The sequence below is a fragment of the Psychrobacter sp. UBA3483 genome, assembly GCF_002377905.1.
Classification (GTDB): domain Bacteria; phylum Pseudomonadota; class Gammaproteobacteria; order Pseudomonadales; family Moraxellaceae; genus Psychrobacter.
In genome coordinates this window covers 1-19,019 of sequence record NZ_DFQS01000023.1, presented here as the reverse complement: position 1 = coordinate 19,019, position 19,019 = coordinate 1, and the positions used below count along the sequence as shown (strand labels likewise).

The following is a 19,019-nucleotide window of genomic DNA, read 5'->3' as shown; positions in this document are numbered from 1 at the left end:
CTTTTACTATAGATAACTAAAAAATCAATTTTCTGAAAAATATCCGTAGTTAAAACATAAAAAATCCCAGTTTTTGAGCTGGGATTTTTTATGGGTATTTAATAGCTTATAGATTTTAAACGGGCAATTTTCACAGCGGTATTTTCATAACGACACTGTCACGGCGGTATTTTCATAACGACACTGTCACGGCGGTACTTTTACAGCCACACTGTCACTATAAACATTCACCTTTGACATAGCTGACGGCTTCAGGAGTGCTACAAGCTGAGCAAGCATTACCCGCCGTACGATAGCTTATCACTGAGCCCACTTGCGTTTTTACGCAGACCGGATCGTATTGTGCGGTACACATGGTTTTTTCGGGATTAAAGGTTGGACACTGGGCAACCAGGCCTTTTGGAGGCTGGCTAGTGTTATTGGTGGTAGAGGCGGGTGGCTGAATAGGGATGCTATCAGGCATCGGGTTTGAGCTAGAGCTGATATTGTTACAACCCACTACACCCAGCATAAGGGTTAGAGATAGGGCAAGGGTAGAAGGCTTTAATAAAGATGGCCAAGATTTCGCTAGCGCGCTCATACTAAATATCCTTATATCGTTTTTATCATTTATTTTTGCATTAAACGCCAGTTTTAAACAAAAAGCAAATGAGTAACTTGGTTTTTAATTTGCTATTCACATTTAATAATAGCAGGATTGGCGCAATAAAAAACCCAAGCTACGAAGGCTTGGGCTTTTGATATTAATTCTTATAGGTTTCTTGACTGAGCTTTTATAAACTTACTGCGCAGGTTTATCATCTTTATTAAGCTGCACATATTTATCAAAGTTTTGTGCATAGTCAGTCAAGTTGTCGCTTAGCATTTGGCGATATTGTTTGGTATAAAACTCAACGATATCGTCTTTTTCTTTAGCAAAATCATCCCCTTTTACAAAGCCAATCGAGGCAACTGACGCGCTATAACGCGCTGCTGCATAAAGCAATGACGCGCCAACTTGACCTGAGTGCGCTTGAGGGCCGAGTTGACTGTTTGCGACGCCAATAATTTCGTCGGCACGTTGATAGAACGCTTGCATTTCAGGAGTGATTTCAAGAGCGGCATCAATTTCGTCATTTTGGCTATTGTTTAAAGCGTCATTTAGCGCGTCGTTTTGAGCATTGTCTGGCATATTGTCTTGAGACATCAGCGACTCCTAAGAATGGTAAGTAAATTTGAATATATCATACCGGTCTTTAAACTTGATAAGTATAAATACCGAATACATCTAAAAAATGGAAACAAGTAAACAGTCTTATAAACCTGCATCGGCTTTTAAGATTTCCGCTTTGTCCGTTTTTTCCCACGTAAAAGCAGTTTCAGAGCCTTGGCGACCAAAATGTCCAAAGGTTGCGGTTTGCTGATACATCGGCTGCAATAAATTGAGCATACGCGTAATACCATAAGGACGTAGGTCGAAATGTTTACGAATCAAGCTGATGATTTCATCGTTGCTGATTTTATTAGTACCAAAAGTATTAATTGAAATCGAAGTTGGTTCAGCAACACCAATCGCATAGCTGACTTGTACTTCACAGCGATCAGCAATACCGGCGGCGACGATGTTTTTGGCCACATAACGCACCGCGTATGCTGCACTGCGATCGACTTTTGAAGGATCTTTGCCACTAAAGGCACCGCCACCATGACGCGCCATACCGCCGTAAGTATCAACGATGATTTTACGGCCAGTCAAACCAGCATCGCCAACAGGGCCACCAATGACAAATTTGCCAGTTGGGTTGATATGATAGCGCGTACCAGCGTGCAATAAGTCCGCCGGCAATACTTGTTTGATAATCGATTCCATGATCGCTTCTTGTAAATCGGTTTGCGAGATGCTTGGATCATGCTGCGTTGATAACACCACGGCATCAATGGCAATCGGTTTATTACCGTCGTATTTGAGGGTCACTTGTGCTTTGGCATCGGGACGTAACCACGGCAATTCACCAGCGCGGCGCAGCTCAGATTGACGCTCCATCAAGCGGTGCGCATATTCGATAGGCGCGGGCATCAATACTTCAGTCTCATTGCTGGCATAACCAAACATCAAACCTTGGTCGCCAGCCCCTTGTTCTTCAGGGCTGCTACGATCGACCCCTTGAGCGATTTCTGGCGACTGCTTACCGAGCATATTAATAACGGCACAAGTCTCACCATCAAAACCCAAGTCTGAGTGATGATAGCCAATGCCATTTACCGTGTCACGGACGATACGCTCAACGTCGATATTGGCAGTCGTGGTCACTTCGCCTGCCAAGATCACCGCACCTGTTTTAACCAAGGTTTCGCAGGCAACGCGGGCATGAAGGTCTTCACGTAAGATGGCATCAAGAATAGCATCTGATATTTGGTCAGCCATTTTATCAGGGTGACCTTCGCTCACAGATTCTGAGGTAAATAAGTTGTATTCGCGCATAATGGGATCGCTTAATTGAATCAATAAAGATAGGAAAAAGCATAACGTCTGAGCGCTGCTTTAATTAATATTGACCAAACAAATCAATTGCTCGGCGTTAAATTTTTGATAAATGGGTGCTGCTAAATTCGTTTGTAAAAAAGGTATTTACTAAATAGGTTTTAAAAATATGGTTCAGCTTAGCCAGTTTCTATGCGTTAGCATAAGTGATAATTAATACCAAGCATTTACCTGTAACGGGTTTATTGCCTGATGATATAAGAGATGATTAATCTGGCGCATCAGGCTAAAAATAGGCTTATTCTAACTCGAAACGTAATAAAACTCTAGTGAGCTGCGCTTGTTATACGATAAGTAAACCTCAACAATGCGCCTATAGCCGTTAAGTAGCTTGCTATCTGTAGGTTCGTTTTGTTATGAGCGATTTTCAGTGGATATGAAAAGCGTCATATAGACCATGATGTTTAAAATGATGGTTTTAAACGGTGACTTCAATTTTTAGCTCTAAACTATAACTCTAAAAACTTGGCTTTGTCTTTAAACATACACTCTTCATAAACAGGACACGCGCCGCATTTTGGCGTACGCGCCTGACAGGTATAGCGGCCATGCAAAATCAGATAATGATGCGCATCTACGATAAAGTCATCTGGGATACGTTCGACCAGTTTCTTTTCAACGATTAACACGTTTTTACCCGTGGCAAGTCCCGTACGATTGCCGACGCGAAAGATATGGGTATCAACCGCCATCGTCGGCTGTCCAAAGGCGGTATTTAACACCACATTCGCCGTCTTGCGTCCGACACCTGCTAGAGATTCCAAGTCTTTACGGTTATCAGGGACGGTGCTATCAAATTTCTCAATCAAGTCGCGGCAGGTTTTGATGACGTTTTTGGCCTTGGCGTTATATAAACCGATATTCTTAATATACGCTTTCAGTCCCTCTTCGCCTAATGCCAAAATGGACTCAGGCGTATTCGCTACCGGATAAAGCTGATTGGTAGCAATATTGACGCTGATATCGGTCGCCTGCGCCGATAATATGACGGCGATAAGCAGCTCAAAGTTGCTGTTATAATTGAGCTCAGTCACTGGCTCATCAATCGTCGCAGCCAATTTTTCAAAAAACGGCCGCACATCACGATTGGGCATCCGCCTCGATGGTGGGGTATCGGCAGTTTTATGTTTAACGGTTTTACTCATGGTATTGTTACCATTATTTTATTCATTGATTAGTCAGGAGTGGATATTGGCTATTAAAGTTGGGCAAGCTCAGCTTGTAATGCTTCAAGCTCCGTCTGTTTGCTAGCGTTTGGACGCACGCTAAGCTGCTTTTCTAACTTCTTAATTTTACTGCGTAGCTTTGCCGCGGCAATGGTATTTTTTGCTTGTTCTTCGCTGATATTCAACGATTGACTGGCGGCATTATTCAGTTTTGCCTCTACCATGCTGACCACCGGCTTGCTATTGCTGCTATCTGCCAATTGCTCACTGACGCGTCTTAGATGGGTATGATAACGCTGGCGCAAATCCTCTTGTTCAAGCGTGCGCTCATCTGTCGATAGGGTACGCTGAACGGTGACCAAGTCAATGCAATCAACCGGGCAGGGCGCGATACATAGCTCACAGCCTGTGCATAAATCCGTAAAAATAGTATGCATATGCTTGCCAGTCCCGACGATGGCGTCAACAGGGCAGGCGGGGATACATTTGGTACAGCCGATACAATCATCTTCTCGAATCACCGCGCGCACTTCTACTGGACGCTGCGAGCTTACATCTATCGGCCATTTTGACGGCTCAGCGTTAAGTGGTTGTGTATCGCTGCTATCTTGATTGATGATTTGCGCAATCGCATCAGTCACCGGCTGACCGCCGGGCACACATTTATTATAAGGCTCATTGTCGATAACAATCGCCACCGCATACGGCAAGCAGCCATCGGCATGGTCACAAAGCCCGCATTGGGTTTGCGGCAAGCAGGCGTCAATACGCGCAATCTTTGCTTGGGTGGCGGCAGGCAAGCGCTCTAGGTCCAAGCTATCGAACAAGATAGGTAGATTGGTGAGACGGATAAGATTGCTGTTGTTACTGATGTTGCTTTGCATTTAATGTAAAACCTTTATATTAGTACTAAGTGCTAATATGAAAAAATAGGGTAATGGCGTTATTTATTAAGGGCATTAACATTTAATAAAAGACATCTTGCCCTTAAAAATTAAATATCAACTAAAGTGAGATGCCTTGTTCATGAGCAATTTGCGCAATCAGCGCATAGGCAATGCTGCCTTTTGACGGTATCTTTGGTAAATTTGTCAGGTCAAAAAAATCGGCATGTGATAGCTCATCTTCTTGTATCACGATATCCCCACCCGCATGCGCCGCCCGAAAACCAAGCATCAAATTAGACGGAAACGGCCAAGGTTGACTGCTGACATAGCGAATATCTTTGAGGCTAATATTCACCTCTTCTGCCACTTCGCGTACCACCGCATGCTCTAAACTTTCACCGACCTCTACAAAACCGGCAATCAAACCATATTGTAGCGCTTGCTGAGGGGTTTTTTGTTGCCCATAACGATGATGGTGCGCCAGTAAAATTTGCATGACACCCGTTTGCGGATTAGGTCGGGTAATGGCGGTGATGATACACGGCTGCACACGTGGATACTGGCGTAAGCGGCACACAGGACAGAGCATTGCGCGTTCACCGTGGTTGGCATGGACAACAGGAGTTGCGCAGCGACTACAAAACTGCGTGTCTGCTTGCCAACGAAGCAGTTGTATGGCTTGGCTGAGTTGGTCAGATAAGGCAAATGGCAGCTGTGTAATAAGTAGACGATAAGCGATAAAAGCGCACTCGTCGTTATCTAGAATGTTTTTTTCTTTGCCATTGCTTGTTAAATCGCGGCTTTCTACCTCGTTACTGTCTAAAATTTTAGGCAACGTAACATGATGAGCTATCGCATAATCATAAGTCACCGCTATGGTAGCTTTTGCCGTAAAAGCATTAGAGGTAAATGTATTGGCAGTTTCGCTTTCAAGAGCAGTCGAGCTGTTTTTATTTTGACGGCTATCATCAACAGGTAGCCAATGAGACGGCGCTAAGCTTTCAAATAGTGTGACTCGACCAACTTGATAGGCTGGCTGCGTGCTATGAGTGTCATGAGTGTTTAACGTTAGGCTATCGATATCCGACTGTGGTAACTGAACCTGCACCGGCCACCAGCCATTAAGCGTTTGACGACATAAAATCATCTCGTCACGAAGTATAAAGGCGAGGCTCATAGGCTAAGTTTCCAAACAATCAAAGACAGACTCGTACCCAAACGGATACGAGCCTATTTCACATAAACAGTTAACTAATGTTTAAATAAGCAAGCTATCTAATCTACTTATTTAGTACATTAAAATTATGCCGCAAGCAGTTGGCTTAAGCTTTGCTGGCCGACATCTAATGCTTGCTTACTGACCGGGCGATTGTTTTCAAAGCCATCTAAATGATGGTCAACCGCCATAATAACATCAGCAATATAAGCCAAAGTACCATCATCTAAGCGAGCGCCGTTGTTGATACGCTGCTGTAAATAACTCGCCAATTGGCTAAGCATACTGGCGGGTGTTGGCAGCTGTAAAAAGCGCACCGCACCTGACACTTGACGCAGCATTTCAGGAATATTTTGAATATTTAATACGTCGCGCTCAGGCTCAGCCAAATAATCGGTGATCGCTTGTTCGGCGCTGGCAATCGCCGTACGACTTTCTTGTATCAAGGTATCATAGGCAGTATTCAGCTGATGCAATGAGATATGCGGATTATTCAAAGGTAAATAGATTGCCCCTGGAGTATGCATCTCTGCCATGGCGATAGTGGCGTTTTCTGCGTGCATTAATGCGAGTAATAAATGGTCAAAATCTTCTGGCGTAGGCGCGCGCCATTTTTTCACCGCTTCTGCGGCAGCGTTGAGGCTGTTTGCAGCATTTGCCAGACCCAATAACTGAAAGGCTGAACGCAGCTCAGTCAGCTGCTCGGTAATTTGCGAGGTTTGCATATCGACAGGGTTGATAGAATCACCGCGTGCGTAGCTATCGACATTTTCTTTGATAGTATTGATTTGCGCTTGAATAATGGTGTTTAAGGTATCGGTTAAAGCACGATTGGGGCCAAATAAGAAATGCGCCATTTGTTTGCGCTGTGAGTCTTCTAATTGATTGGCGGCATATAGCTCACGCAGCGTTTGAGCTTCTTTGGTATCGCGCTGGCAGGCAAAGCTGACTAAGTCCGCAAAGCGCGTGTCCATAACCGGCAGATAGCTTTGAAACTGCTGCTCTAAATAAATAAGCGTGTGTTTTTGGCTTAAGTTTAGCGGTAAGATGCTGGCAATATCGGTGACTGCGGCGATGGCTGCTTGCCAAAACAGGCTGCTGGTATTTGCTGCTATCAACGCACATGCTGCCGACATCGCATCGAGCTTTTGCTGCTCATCATCGCTCACCTTGCCGCCTTGATTTAATAAAGCAACGCTAAGTCCACTACGATAAGCGTAAGTTAATAATTCGCTATCAAGATTTAGCTCGTTAAGCGGCTGAAAGTTGTTTTCAGGGTTGGCGATAATGACGCTGCTATGACCAAAGGCGGCAAAATAGTCGGCGGCTATTGGTGCTTCTTGTCCGTGAGCATTGAGTTTATTAATGATCGGCAGGAGTAAAGTTGGTTCTACCGATTCGGTCAGCAAGACAAATTCGATATAACGATCAAGCGTCATAATGGCTTCTGACAAATCCATAATCAACGCGCTATCGTTATTATCACCGCTGTCATAAAGTTTTTGTAAACCATGTACGATGGCGTTATTGAGCACTTCTGCCCCGACCAAAGATATCAGCTCAAAGATACAAGACAACTGTTTTAGGACAATAATGGAGTCTAATAATAAAGGCGCTTGGCTATCATCATCATTAAATTCGCCCAAATGAATTTCAGTATCTTTTAAAATGACGTTAATTTCATCGTGCAATAAGTGCAGCGACGGCAGGTTAAAATCAGTCACACTCAAGGTTGGGGCAGTTAATTTCATTTGTGTAGAAGGGTTCATAGTTTTTTTCCATGACGTACTGATGAAAATAGCAAAGGTTTCGATAATCATTTGAAAATATATATAAATAAGGTTTTAACGCTTATCGGCCCAATAATCAAGACTAACTTGCTTAACCGTCAGTATAAAATTTTATTTTACTAAAAAGAATGATTTTAAGAATGGCATTTATAACAGCTGCATTTTGTTTTTAAGCGCAGGATAATCGTCTACAAGCGCTCTATACCAGCTTTGGTTGGCGCTCTCACTACTACTCGATTCGACCAATAAAGACGCTAAATCGGCAAAGCTTGCATGGGCAGTATGTCCGCCATCGGCTTGGGTGTCTTCCTCAATCGCCAGCGTGACTTGCCCACCAGTCATAGCCAGATAAACTTCCGCCAAAATCTCTGAGTCAAGTAATGCGCCGTGGAAAGTACGGTCTTGCTTACCGACATCTAGGCGACGAACCAGAGCGTCTAGGGTATTTTTCTGCCCCGGATATTGCTGTTTTGCCATCATCAGCGAGTCAGTCACCCGTACGCGCTCAGCAAAGTCGTGCATACCAACTTTGGCAAATTCCATATTTAAGAAGTTCATATCAAAGGTGGCGTTATGAGCGATGATTTCGGCACCGTCCATAAAGTCGTACAGCGATTGAGCCACTTGATCGAAGGTTGGTTTATCGGTTAAAAACGCCTCAGAGATACCGTGAATGCGAATCACTTCCTCATCCATTCCGCGCTGCGGATTGATGTAGACGTGCAGTTTCTCCCCAGTAAATTTACGTCCGACTAACTCTACAATACCGACCTCAATAATGCGATCGCCTTTCATGGGGTCAAGACCGGTGGTCTCCGTATCCATAATAAGTTGGCGGTCAGATTCATGGCGGTGGATAGGCTTGGGTAGTAGCGGTATAAAATACGGATTGGCACGGCTGGTGTCACCATCAAATGCTGGCACGTCAGTTTCTATGTTGTTTTCTGACTGGTTTTTTAAGTTGGCGTTTACTTCCGTATCCATATTCGTATCTATATCTGACATAACAGTATTTCTCATGGGTTCACTAGCATTATACTGAGGTTGGTTTTCATATTGATAACGATTTTCTTCGACTAAAATATCATTGCTGATGATCTCATCGTCCTTATTATCGTCTTCTAATAGGTTGCTTTCAGTTGCATCGCTCTCAAACTCTGCCTCAATTTCGTCATCCATCATATCAAAGCCTAACGGATCAAACTTTAACCAATCATCGCTCGGACTCTGTTTATTATCAGTCATCAGTCGGTCTTTTTTTTTAGCCGCATCTTGCAGGTTTGCCGTATCAAAATTCTCACTGCTAGACGTCACGCCCAAATTTGCCAACTCGTCAGCTTTTTCATTACCCGCGTGTCCCGCGTGACCTTTCACCCAGTGCCAAGCGACATCGCGCTGCTGGCAAAGCGCGTCTAATTGTTGCCAAAGGTCTTGATTGGCGACCGGTTTTTTGCTGGCCGTTTTCCAGCCGCGTTTTTTCCAGCCTTCAATCCACTCGGTGATACCCTTTTTCACATAGCTTGAGTCTGTCCAAATCTCAAGGGTTTGCTCACGCGGACTATGGGTCAATGCTTGTATCGCCCCCATCAGCTCCATGCGATTATTGGTGGTCACTTTGTCACCGCCATACAAATCCTGCGTCCGCCCATCGCTAAATATTAAGTGCGCGCCCCAACCGCCAGCACCCGGATTGCCTTTACAAGCGCCATCGGTATAAGCAACCGTCGTATTTGCTTTGGCAGCAAGCGGATTGCTCGTATTAAAAGAACGCGCTGAAGTAGAGTTTTCTGACATAAAAAAGTATGGACCTAATAAGTAATAAACATCGAGCAAAGAGGTTTTCTAGCATTATTTTTACGCAAGCTAGCACCGCCTATTTTAGGGTTGAGTATAGCAAATCTTGCTTGTTTATTGTCGCTTATCTATCAGTGACTGCTAGGAATAAAAAGCATAAAAGGGCAAAAGCACATATCATAGCGGTAACGCTGCCGTTTTCTGTTAAAATAGCTTCGATTGTGCGGACATGCCTTAGCACAATATGCACAATATAAGCTTTTATGTATCAATGCAGGATAAATCAATGATGTCCGTAATCTCTAGTGTTTTGAATAAAAAACTAATGCCTTTAATGGTCGCTCTGATGGCAAGTAGCACGCTGTTTTTGAGTGCCTGTAATGACAGTAATACGCAAGCTGATGCTAAAAAAGTTGAGGCGCCAGCGGATTTATCCATATTTGCAGGCTGCTACACCGTCAGTCATGATGAGCCGGCACAAATAAAAGTCAGCCAACAGGGCGGCGGTTGGGTCATGCAAATGAAAGAGCCGGCCAGCGCTAAGCGCGTTTGGGATGACGCTGAACCGTTAGAAGTGCTTGCAAAAAGTGACATCCCGACGTATTTTTCTATCGACCCTGATAATGTCGATGCGGTGATTGGTCGTCCAGATAGAGTGCTGGTGTTGGCGCATGTGAAGCCTGTTTATGCCAATATCGATCCGCTACTAGATAGTGAGTACTTGTCTTACATTTATCGCGGTGCCAATACCATTTATCGTGTCGAATGTGATGACGTTAATACCGATATTTTAGCCAACCCTCACGCCAATATTGTGATTGATAACGTCAATGACGGTATTTGAAATGAAAGTATTTAAAATGACCATGTTTAAAATAACAGTGTTCGAAATGACAATGCCTTAAACGACAAAGCTTGAAATGACAGTATTTAAAAAGTCCTTATAAATCAGTATTTATGATAAATAACCCTCTAATTAGAGTCGGGCAATATGAATTTTTTTAGTTATGTGGTGTTAGGCGGATTTTGTTACGCCGCCGGTTGGGCAGTAAGAACCTATATTCTCGATAAACAGCCAAAACCTGAGCAGCCTTATCATCTCAAACATCCCACTATCTTGGGCTATCTCGGCGCATTTTTCATAATTATGCTGATTGTGTCGTGGCTCATCGGTCGCTATTTACTCGGCCATGTGGCTATTGATTTGCCATTTATTATCATTAATAGCCTTATAGGCACCTTTGTCTACTCGTTTGGTCTAAATCCAGAAAAGCCAAGCTATGATGTGCCTGATTAATAAAAAATTAAAAGGCTGAGTGCTTAAATACATTTAAAATTTTCTATTTTAGGCCTATAAAAAAACGGTCAGTGCATGCGTCATTGACCGTGTTTTTTATGGAATTGCTTACCAGATTATTTATCTGTTTTCTTTAAGCTTTTACTTTTATCCTCCACCTTTTTATCGTTAGGCTTTGAAGTTTCGTCTTTCGACACTGTTTGTTCATCTTTCCAGCTTTTGTATTTTGCCAAATCTTTTTCTACAAGTTTCAGACAAAATCTGAGCACCAAGACGTCATCGATATGACCGATAAAGGGGATAAAGTCAGGAATGATATCGATAGGGTTGATGACATAAAGCAGTCCAACCACGGCTGCTGAAATGGTTTTATAAGGGATATTGCGATAGTTGCCTTTATAGTAGTCCTTGACTAAGCTCATCAGCAGGAGCAAGTCCTTGGCATAACCTTCAAGACCTTTTTCTTTTTCGAGTTGATCCTTCAGCTTATCTTCTTTACCCAAGATGATTTTAATACTATCCATCAGACTTTTATTGTCTTTCTCTTTTGCACTTTCTTGCTCAGCCATCTTTATAATCCTTTTATATCTATCATTATTGTTTGTTGTTCAGCGCTTTTTACTATAGCAAGAGTCGGGTCTGTAGCCAAATAACACGCTAAGTAACTCTGTATCGTTTTGTTGTCTAGCAAAATGAAATATGCTCCTGACTTAAGCGTTCTATACTGCTCGAGTACTAAATAGTATCCCAACCTGCGTTATAATACGCGCTTTGTTTCAGTAATGGTTGCTAGGGTAAGCAGCAATTAAACGGTAAAAAAGGTAGCATCATGACTAAGATATCATCCGAGCTAAATCGTCGCCAGTTTTTACGTCACGTTGGTATTGGTGCCGGAGCAGGGTTGCTGGCGACCCAAAATATCACTGGGGCGCTGGCTGCAAACGCTATTGAGCAAGATGTCGGCACGCAGCTTACCAAAGATGACTTACCATTTGCGTTAATGGATGAAAATACGGCAGCGCAAATCCTACCTTCTGAGCGTTCTGAAACGCAGCAAGCAAACCAAAACTGTATCACAGCAAGTATTGAGACGCGGCTTTTTGCCAGCTCCAATGTCGGTGGTAGTGACGAGCGTAATGAATTGGCGTTAGAGCGTTTAGCTTGCGCGGGTTTTAAAGTGGATAATCCGGCGATTACCAAACGGCAATATCTGCGCTTTGCGGGTACGGATTCGCAGCGCGCCAGTGATTTGCAAAACATCGCCACTGGTGCAATCAAAGCGCCTAAATTGCTACTTGGGGTACGCGGTGGCTACGGTGCAGTGCGAGTATTACCGATGGTGGATTGGTCGACGCTTGGACGTATTATGAAGGAGCGCGGCACGATACTGGCGGGCTTTAGCGATGTGACGGCGATTCAGTGCGCGCTATTGGCAAAAGGTAGTATGAGCTCGCTTGCGGCGCCAATGCTCTATAGCGAGTTTGGCAAAATTAAACCCGATGAGGTTAGCTGTCGCCAATTTGCGAAAGCATTAACCAATCCTAATTTGATTATCAATATAGCAGATGCGTCGTTAACCAGTGCAAATTTACCCAGTATTCTGACAAACTCTGAGCCAAAAACTCTAACCGGCACTATGTGGGGTGGCAATCTAAGCGTGGTATCGGCGCTGACAGGTAGTGAGTATTTGCCACGTATTGCTGGCGGTATCGTATTTTTAGAAGACGTCGGCGAGCAAGCTTACCGCATCGAGCGCATGCTCTATGATTTGTATTTGGCAGGGGTGTTTAAAGGTCAGCAAGCGATTGTATTCGGTGCGTTATCGGGTAGCGGTGAGGACAGTTATGATAAGCGTTATGATGTCGCCACCGTCATTCGTCAATTGCATCAGCTGACAGGATTGCCGATTTATAGCGGCATGCGCTTTGGTCATATTGGGCAAAAGTACAGCTTTCCACTTGGCGCGAGGTGTCAGATTAGTCCAAATACAGTTGGTGGCTATCAATTGGTATTTAATGATTACCCAACGATTAAAGCCGATGCCATTCATGTCGAAGGCTTGTGGCAATAAAAATTAGATCTATAGTCAAATCCAAATAAATCAGATACGTAGCTATCAAGTCGCTCAATGAAACGTTGTTTTTCTTGCGTGCTGTGCCTACGCCGATAGAGGCTGCAAAAAACAACGTTTCATTGAGCTGTATCGTTTTTATATCGAATGAATGATATAAAAATTGTTGCTGTGATAAATCTATTGCAGCCACGTATGACTTCTAAAAAGTCTATTATTAAGTTAAATCGCCAGTCGTGAAAATTTATCCTGATATTCTTTTGGGGTTAGCTCAGTAGCGCGTTTAAACAGCCGTGTAAATGACGAGATATCATCATAGCCGACTTGCTCAGCGAGCGATTTTATCGTCACATTGCCCAATTCTAATAAACGCTTGGCCTGCTCAATTCTTACCGCTTGAATATACTCAATCGGACGCATCGCCACGCAGGACTGAAAGCGTCTATTTAGTGTACGTGGAGTGATATTCACCATGTCTGCTAACTGGCTCACCTGTATCGCTTGCCTAAAATTTTCCTCGATAAACTCTTGCACTTGCTGAACCAGCTGGTCAGCATGCGGTTTATGCAATGTCACATTGGTATAGCTGTTTTGATTACCGCGTTTACTATCAATAATCTGAGTTTTTGCCACTTGGGTAGAAATTTCACGCCCGCAATAACGCTCGATTAATAATAAACCCAAGTCATAAAAGGCGCTACCGCCTGCCGCACAGAATATATTGCCCGATTGTTCTTTTGACTGGCTTTTTGATTGAGTGACAAACTGGTTTTCTTGCAAATCAACCAGTGGAAAATCTGCCTTAAACTTACTGGCATAACCCCAATGGGTGGTGGCTACTTTGCCATCGAGTAAGCCTGCTTTTGCTAAAAAGAACGCGCCACTACAGTTACTAGCGATATCGGCTTTGGTATTTGCCAGTCGCTGCAAATGCGGAATTAGAGCGTTATTTTGGCTCAAGACTTTATCGATGGAATCGCCAATGGTTGGAATTAATAATAAGTCGCACTCTGTGACTTCCTGAATATCGCAATGCGCTTGCATGATTAAGCGGTTGCTACATCTGATATCAACGCCGCCAAGACTGGCAATTTGCACGTTAAACCTTGGTTCTACCTCTTCATCCAAAAACCGCTGCCAACTCACTCCGGTGAACGAAAATAAATCTAATGCGCCTGTCAAAGCGCTGCCGAGCACGCCATCGAAGCCAACGATGATGACTTTAAAGGGTTTGAAGTAAGGCATAAGTGCTTATTTTCCTATTAGGAGACGTATTTAAAATGCCAATTTATTAGCAGTTTTTCCCAAATTTGCCTATCGTTTTTGTCTTATTTGACCATAATTATGTCATAAATGACAATACGGTAAGGCGCTAAATTAGCTTAATATCAATGCATCATTAAATTTTATGAGTTAACGAGACCACTATGGCAGCAGATACACTTATCAACGACTTTGAATTACCGTTTCAATTATATGATGTATTGGGCGCAGAAAATTTAACCGAGCATCCAAAATTTGCAGAACACAGCCGCGAAACTTTTGACGCGGTATTAGGCACCGCCAATAAAATCGCCACCCAGCTATTTTTACCGCATAACCACGTGGCGGATAAAAACGAGCCGCAGTTTGACGGCAAAAAAGTCAGCATGATAGACGATGTCAAAGTCGCCTTTGATGCCTTTCGTGAGTCGGGTTTTATCGCCGGTCGTTATAGCTTTGATGATGGCGGCATGCAGTTACCCGAAACCGTGATGACGGCAGTGGCAGGCTATTTTATGGCGGCCAATCCATCAACCACCGCTTATCCATTTTTGACCACTGCCGCGATTAATGTTATCTCGCATTTCGCCAGTGATGAGATTAAAAATGCCTTTATGCCGCGCATGCTAACGGGTGAATTTACCGGCACCATGGCATTGACCGAGCCGCATGCGGGTTCATCGCTTGCCGATATTAAAACCACGGCAGTGAAGCAAAACGATGGCAGCTATCGCGTCAAAGGCAGCAAGATTTATATCTCAGCGGGTGATCATGAGTTGTCTGACAATATCGTGCATCTGGTTTTAGCAAAAGTACCGGGCGGTCCTGCTGGCGTCAAAGGCATCTCTTTATTTGCCGTGCCCAAGTATCGACTCAATGATGACTTATCAGTCGGCGAGCGCAATGACGTGCATTTGACTGGGCTCATTCATAAGCTTGGCTATCGCGGCGCGACTTCTACGGCGTTAAGTTTCGGTGATGCAGGCGAGTGTCACGGCTATCTAATTGGGGATGAGCATTTTGGCCTGCGCTATATGTTCAAAATGATGAACGAAGCGCGTATCGCAGTTGGCTTTGGCGCAGCGATGATTGGTTATCGCGGTTATCAATATTCGCTCGATTATGCCAAAGACAGAACGCAAGGCAGAATCGCACCCAATAATAAGCCTGAAGATGCAGCGACGCCAATCATTCAGCATGGTGATGTGAAGCGTATGCTCCTTGCGCAAAAAGCCTATAGCGAGGGCGGTATTTCACTCTGTCTATATGGCTCAAATCTGATTGACCGTATCAATACCTGTGAAGATGCTACGCTAAAAGCTGAGCTGTCAGAGTTATTGGACTTACTTACGCCAGTACTCAAAGCATGGCCGTCTGAATATGGTCCAAAAGCCAATGATTTAGGCATTCAAGTATTGGGCGGTGCAGGCTATACGCGTGAGTATCAAGCCGAGCAGTTTTGGCGTGATAATCGTCTCAATCCTATCCATGAGGGCACAAACGGCGTACAGGCACTGGATTTGTCATTTCGTAAGTTATGGCAAAAAGGTGGTCTGGGTATTCAAATTTTAAAACGTGAAATTACCAAAGATTTAGAGAATATCAGCACACCCGAAACCGCAAAACTCGCTGGTAAATTGATGCCTTATATGGGTCATTTGCATGAAGTGCTCGTGCATTTAAGCAAAATCCTACAAACGGAAAAAGCCATGACGTTGACGGGTAATGCCCAAGCATTGATGAATATCTTTGCTTCAATCGTCGTCAGCTGGATTTGGATTCGCCAAGCCAGTAAAGCTGAGCAATTGCTAGGCGAAATGAACAATAGCGATACTACAGATGCTGACAAGAAAAACTTCTATCACGGCAAAATCCAAGCAGCAAAATACTTTATTGATTGGGAATTGCCGTTAATCAAGCGCGATATCGAGCTGCTCAATAACGACAATGCGGTCTGTACCGATATGCAAGCAAAATGGTTTTAAGAGATTGTTTGGTAAGTTTTCAACATAACAATATCTACTAATAGGATGCTGGGATAAATTTTTCGAAGCCTCTGGAGTGCAAAGCGCACAGCAAGCGAGAAAAAATTATACCAGCATAACGCTCCTTACTATATTTATCCTATTTAAACAAACGATTTTCGAGCAAACGATACCAACGACTTTTTATACAACTCTAAAGGAATAAATAATGACAGCTGATAACAAGCAGATGAATAAGCAGTGGCGTTTAAAAGAACGACCTGTTGGCGCGCCGAGTGCAGAGACGTGGGAGTATATCGAGACAGAACTGCTGACTGCCTCAGATGGCGAGCTGCTGATAAAAATTGAGTATATCTCGATGGATCCGGCAATGCGTGGCTGGTTAAACGATGCCAAATCTTATATACCACCGGTACAGATTGGCGAGGTGATGCGCGCAGGTACCGTGGGTAAAGTCATTGAAAGTAAGCATGAAAAGTTTGCCGTTGGCGATTATGTCGTAGGACATAATGGCGTGCAGTCCTATGCAGTCAGTGATGGTACTGGGTTATACAAAGTCGATCCAAAGCTTGCGCCATTGTCTTATTATTTAGGCGTGCTCGGTATGCCGGGTATGACCGGTTACTTTGGCCTGCTAAAAACAGGCGCGCCAAAAGCGGGCGAGACCGTCGTCGTTTCTGGTGCCGCTGGTGCAGTTGGTAGCTTGGTTGGGCAAATTGCTAAAATCAAAGGCTGCCGCGTCGTCGGTATCGCAGGTGGTAGTGAGAAATGCAAATTCTTAGTCGATGAGCTGGGTTTTGATGCGGCTATAGATTATAAAAATGAAAATGTCAAAAAGGGCTTAAAAGAAACCTGTCCAAACGGCGTCGATGTCTTCTTTGACAATGTCGGCGGCGATATTTTAAATGACGTCCTCACGCAAATTAATCTACATGCCCGTATCGTGATTTGCGGTGCGATTAGCCAATATAACAACACCACAGAAGTCAAAGGGCCATCAAATTATTTGTCGTTATTGGTCAATCGTGCGCGTATGGAAGGCATTGTGGTCTTTGATAATATCAAAGAATACCCGGTAGCGATGAAAGACATTGCTGGCTGGATTAAATCAGGTGACATTAAAGTAAAAGACCATATCGTTGAGGGTATCGAGACGTTCCCAGATACCTTGATGATGCTCTTTAAAGGTGAAAATTTCGGCAAGCTGGTACTTAAGGTAGAAGGATAAATCATGACACTGAATACAAATGGAATTGCATCAGACGTTTCTGGTAAACGTATTTTAATCACCGGCGGTGCATCTGGCATCGGTGCGGCAAGTGCGCTACTGCTGGCAAGTCGCGGTGCGAAAGTGGTGATTGGTGATTTGGCGGAAGAGATGGGCGTTGCTGTTGCTCAGCAAGGGCAAGACGCAGGCAATAGCATCGTGTTTAAAAAGGTCGATGTTACCAGTGGTGATGAAGTACGCGCCTTATTTACCTTTGCCATGGAAACGCTTGGTGGTCTTGATGTGGTGATAAACAATGCGGGTATCGACCATAAACCGGCACCGATGCATGAGCTAAGCGACGATGATTTTGATCGCAATATCGCCGTAAATTTAAAAGGCGTCTGGCATTGTATGCGCGCTGCTGTTGCATGTATGGCGCCCAATGGCGGCGGGCATGTGATTAATGTGGCCTCCATTGCTGGTTTGCGTTCAGCACCACTGCTGACAGCTTATAGCGCGGCCAAGCATGGCGTGATGGGGTTGACCAAGTCTGCTGCCCATGAATATGCACGCGTCAATATCCGCTTTAACGCCGTTTGCCCAAGCTTTATTGATACGCCAATGGTGCGTAATACCATGGCAAAAATGGACGAGCGCGCCCAGCAAGCAACCATCAAAGCCAGCCCAATGCGCCGTTTGGGTGAAGTTGATGAAGTATCTGGCGCGATCGCTTGGCTGGCGAGTGATGAAAGCAGCTTTATGAATGGTCATGCCTTTACCCTTGATGGTGGGATGCTGGCTTAGTTAACTTAATATATTTTATTAAAACCATTGATGTTAAGTTTGGCGGTGCTGGTAAAAATTTTCTTGCTTGCTGTGTGCGTTGCACTCCAGAGGCTGCAAAAATTTCTTCCAGCTCTGCTACACATTTAAAATGTATAAATAGTATATTCAAAAATATAAGGAATAATGATGAAAGATTTATTTGATTTAACGGGTAAGATTGCTTTGGTCACAGGTGCGAGCCGCGGTATTGGCGAATCTATCGCCCGCTTATTGGCGTCAAGAGGCGCGCATGTGATTGTCTCTAGCCGTAAGATTGATGCGTGCCAAGCGGTCGCTGATAGTATTGTCGCTGACGGTCATAAAGCCAGCGCCTTCGCTTGTCATGTTGGCGATATGGATCAGATTGAGGCAATTTTTGAGCATATCAAAAGCGAATTTGGTCAAATCGATATTTTAGTCAATAACGCCGCGGCAAACCCTTATTATGGGCATATCTTAGATACCGATTTAGCCGCTTTTGATAAGACTGTAGAGGTCAATATTCGCGGTTATTTCTTTATGTCGACGGCGGCGGGTAAGATGATGCGCGAGCAGGGTGGTGGGGTGATTTTAAACACCGCATCGGTCAATGGCTTGGTCGCAGGTGACAAACAAGGTATCTATTCAATTACTAAAGCGGCGGTGATTAGCATGACCAAAGCCTTTGCCAAAGAATGTGGTCCCTTAAACATTCGCGTTAATGCGCTGCTGCCAGGGTTAACCGATACCAAGTTTGCTTCGGCCTTAACCACCAATGATAAAGTCTTAAAGATGGCGCTACATGCCATTCCGTTAGGGCGCGTGGCTAATCCTGATGAGATGGCAGGCACGGTGTTGTACCTAGTCTCTGACGCTTCAAGTTATACCACGGGTGCGACGGTGGTCGTCGATGGTGGTATGCTTGCTTAGTTAGCAATGCATGTTTAAAGCGTCGAAATCATTAATGTTTAAAAATAGAAAACCGCATGACTTTAATGAACTGACCCCCATAAGT

17 protein-coding genes are annotated in these 19,019 nt (G+C 44.1%); 7 read left to right on the top strand and 10 right to left on the bottom strand.

Features of this window, described 5'->3' with window-relative positions; genetic code table 11:
* Nucleotides 1-217 precede the first annotated feature (217 nt).
* The 8 genes from B2866_RS04410 to dnaQ all read right to left on the bottom strand — a co-directional run bounded on the left by B2866_RS04410 (nucleotide 218) and on the right by dnaQ (nucleotide 9,374).
* Entirely contained in the window at nucleotides 218-580 is a 363-nt protein-coding gene (locus tag B2866_RS04410) for a hypothetical protein (protein ID WP_238060738.1), read from the bottom strand.
* A 201-nt stretch (nucleotides 581-781) separates the two neighbouring features.
* Nucleotides 782-1,186: a DUF3144 domain-containing protein gene (locus B2866_RS04405; protein WP_409520823.1), complete on the bottom strand. Its 405-nt coding sequence runs from the start codon at nucleotides 1,184-1,186 to the stop codon at nucleotides 782-784.
* Nucleotides 1,187-1,294: 108 nt separating this feature from the next.
* Entirely contained in the window at nucleotides 1,295-2,461 is a 1,167-nt protein-coding gene (gene metK / locus B2866_RS04400; RefSeq protein WP_201541703.1) for a methionine adenosyltransferase, read from the bottom strand.
* A 509-nt stretch (nucleotides 2,462-2,970) separates the two neighbouring features.
* On the bottom strand, nucleotides 2,971-3,666 hold the full coding sequence (nth, locus tag B2866_RS04395; protein ID WP_296191038.1) for an endonuclease III: 696 nt from the start codon (nucleotides 3,664-3,666) through the stop codon (nucleotides 2,971-2,973).
* 53 nt (nucleotides 3,667-3,719) lie between these two features.
* Complete coding sequence (locus B2866_RS04390; RefSeq protein ID WP_296191036.1) at nucleotides 3,720-4,571, bottom strand: RnfABCDGE type electron transport complex subunit B; 852 nt, start codon at nucleotides 4,569-4,571, stop codon at nucleotides 3,720-3,722.
* Between the two features lie 121 nt (nucleotides 4,572-4,692).
* Nucleotides 4,693-5,751: an NAD(+) diphosphatase gene (gene nudC / locus B2866_RS04385; RefSeq protein WP_296191034.1), complete on the bottom strand. Its 1,059-nt coding sequence runs from the start codon at nucleotides 5,749-5,751 to the stop codon at nucleotides 4,693-4,695.
* 125 nt (nucleotides 5,752-5,876) lie between these two features.
* Nucleotides 5,877-7,559, bottom strand: a complete 1,683-nt coding sequence (locus tag B2866_RS04380; RefSeq protein WP_296191032.1) for a hypothetical protein — start codon at nucleotides 7,557-7,559, stop codon at nucleotides 5,877-5,879.
* Nucleotides 7,560-7,727: 168 nt separating this feature from the next.
* On the bottom strand, nucleotides 7,728-9,374 hold the full coding sequence (dnaQ, locus tag B2866_RS04375) for a DNA polymerase III subunit epsilon (RefSeq protein ID WP_296191031.1): 1,647 nt from the start codon (nucleotides 9,372-9,374) through the stop codon (nucleotides 7,728-7,730).
* A gap of 286 nt (nucleotides 9,375-9,660) precedes the next feature.
* On the opposite strand from dnaQ, the gene B2866_RS04370 reads away from it, so the two are divergent.
* Complete coding sequence (locus tag B2866_RS04370; protein WP_296191029.1) at nucleotides 9,661-10,218, top strand: hypothetical protein; 558 nt, start codon at nucleotides 9,661-9,663, stop codon at nucleotides 10,216-10,218.
* 147 nt (nucleotides 10,219-10,365) lie between these two features.
* The gene (locus B2866_RS04365) at nucleotides 10,366-10,671 is read left to right on the top strand and encodes a hypothetical protein (RefSeq protein ID WP_144297070.1); all 306 of its coding nucleotides are present in this window, start codon (nucleotides 10,366-10,368) and stop codon (nucleotides 10,669-10,671) included.
* 116 nt (nucleotides 10,672-10,787) lie between these two features.
* Here B2866_RS04365 and B2866_RS04360 read toward each other — a convergent pair whose 3' ends face one another.
* Entirely contained in the window at nucleotides 10,788-11,240 is a 453-nt protein-coding gene (locus B2866_RS04360; protein WP_296191024.1) for a YkvA family protein, read from the bottom strand.
* Between the two features lie 260 nt (nucleotides 11,241-11,500).
* Here B2866_RS04360 and B2866_RS04355 point away from each other — a divergent pair, with 260 nt between their 5' ends.
* Nucleotides 11,501-12,742 (top strand): LD-carboxypeptidase, encoded by a 1,242-nt coding sequence (locus B2866_RS04355; RefSeq protein WP_296191021.1) that lies wholly within the window; start codon nucleotides 11,501-11,503, stop codon nucleotides 12,740-12,742.
* A 222-nt stretch (nucleotides 12,743-12,964) separates the two neighbouring features.
* Here B2866_RS04355 and B2866_RS04350 read toward each other — a convergent pair whose 3' ends face one another.
* A complete protein-coding gene (locus B2866_RS04350) occupies nucleotides 12,965-13,987 on the bottom strand; it encodes a GlxA family transcriptional regulator (RefSeq protein ID WP_296191019.1) in 1,023 nt (340 codons plus the stop codon).
* A 182-nt stretch (nucleotides 13,988-14,169) separates the two neighbouring features.
* Between B2866_RS04350 and B2866_RS04345 the strand changes: the two genes are divergently transcribed.
* The 4 genes from B2866_RS04345 (at nucleotide 14,170) to B2866_RS04330 (ending at nucleotide 18,934) form a co-directional block, all read left to right on the top strand.
* A complete protein-coding gene (locus tag B2866_RS04345; protein ID WP_296191018.1) occupies nucleotides 14,170-15,990 on the top strand; it encodes an acyl-CoA dehydrogenase in 1,821 nt (606 codons plus the stop codon).
* Nucleotides 15,991-16,198: 208 nt separating this feature from the next.
* The gene (locus tag B2866_RS04340) at nucleotides 16,199-17,218 is read left to right on the top strand and encodes an NADP-dependent oxidoreductase (protein ID WP_296191016.1); all 1,020 of its coding nucleotides are present in this window, start codon (nucleotides 16,199-16,201) and stop codon (nucleotides 17,216-17,218) included.
* A gap of 3 nt (nucleotides 17,219-17,221) precedes the next feature.
* Nucleotides 17,222-18,004, top strand: coding sequence for an SDR family NAD(P)-dependent oxidoreductase (locus B2866_RS04335; protein WP_296191014.1), 783 nt, complete (start codon nucleotides 17,222-17,224; stop codon nucleotides 18,002-18,004).
* Nucleotides 18,005-18,169: 165 nt separating this feature from the next.
* Nucleotides 18,170-18,934, top strand: coding sequence for an SDR family oxidoreductase (locus B2866_RS04330; protein ID WP_223808527.1), 765 nt, complete (start codon nucleotides 18,170-18,172; stop codon nucleotides 18,932-18,934).
* The last annotated feature ends 85 nt before the right edge of the window (nucleotides 18,935-19,019 follow it).

Excerpts from the sequence above, each read along its gene's own strand:
- B2866_RS04410 (WP_238060738.1), bottom strand. The coding sequence starts at position 580 with ATGAGCGCGCTAGCGAAATCTTGGCCATCTTTATTAAAGCCTTCTACC.
- B2866_RS04405 (WP_409520823.1), bottom strand. The coding sequence starts at position 1,186 with ATGTCTCAAGACAATATGCCAGACAATGCTCAAAACGACGCGCTAAAT.
- metK (WP_201541703.1), bottom strand. The coding sequence starts at position 2,461 with ATGCGCGAATACAACTTATTTACCTCAGAATCTGTGAGCGAAGGTCAC.
- nth (WP_296191038.1), bottom strand. The coding sequence starts at position 3,666 with ATGAGTAAAACCGTTAAACATAAAACTGCCGATACCCCACCATCGAGG.
- B2866_RS04390 (WP_296191036.1), bottom strand. The coding sequence starts at position 4,571 with ATGCAAAGCAACATCAGTAACAACAGCAATCTTATCCGTCTCACCAAT.
- nudC (WP_296191034.1), bottom strand. The coding sequence starts at position 5,751 with ATGAGCCTCGCCTTTATACTTCGTGACGAGATGATTTTATGTCGTCAA.
- B2866_RS04380 (WP_296191032.1), bottom strand. The coding sequence starts at position 7,559 with ATGAACCCTTCTACACAAATGAAATTAACTGCCCCAACCTTGAGTGTG.
- dnaQ (WP_296191031.1), bottom strand. The coding sequence starts at position 9,374 with ATGTCAGAAAACTCTACTTCAGCGCGTTCTTTTAATACGAGCAATCCG.
- B2866_RS04370 (WP_296191029.1), top strand. The coding sequence starts at position 9,661 with ATGATGTCCGTAATCTCTAGTGTTTTGAATAAAAAACTAATGCCTTTA.
- B2866_RS04365 (WP_144297070.1), top strand. The coding sequence starts at position 10,366 with ATGAATTTTTTTAGTTATGTGGTGTTAGGCGGATTTTGTTACGCCGCC.
- B2866_RS04360 (WP_296191024.1), bottom strand. The coding sequence starts at position 11,240 with ATGGCTGAGCAAGAAAGTGCAAAAGAGAAAGACAATAAAAGTCTGATG.
- B2866_RS04355 (WP_296191021.1), top strand. The coding sequence starts at position 11,501 with ATGACTAAGATATCATCCGAGCTAAATCGTCGCCAGTTTTTACGTCAC.
- B2866_RS04350 (WP_296191019.1), bottom strand. The coding sequence starts at position 13,987 with ATGCCTTACTTCAAACCCTTTAAAGTCATCATCGTTGGCTTCGATGGC.
- B2866_RS04345 (WP_296191018.1), top strand. The coding sequence starts at position 14,170 with ATGGCAGCAGATACACTTATCAACGACTTTGAATTACCGTTTCAATTA.
- B2866_RS04340 (WP_296191016.1), top strand. The coding sequence starts at position 16,199 with ATGACAGCTGATAACAAGCAGATGAATAAGCAGTGGCGTTTAAAAGAA.
- B2866_RS04335 (WP_296191014.1), top strand. The coding sequence starts at position 17,222 with ATGACACTGAATACAAATGGAATTGCATCAGACGTTTCTGGTAAACGT.
- B2866_RS04330 (WP_223808527.1), top strand. The coding sequence starts at position 18,170 with ATGATGAAAGATTTATTTGATTTAACGGGTAAGATTGCTTTGGTCACA.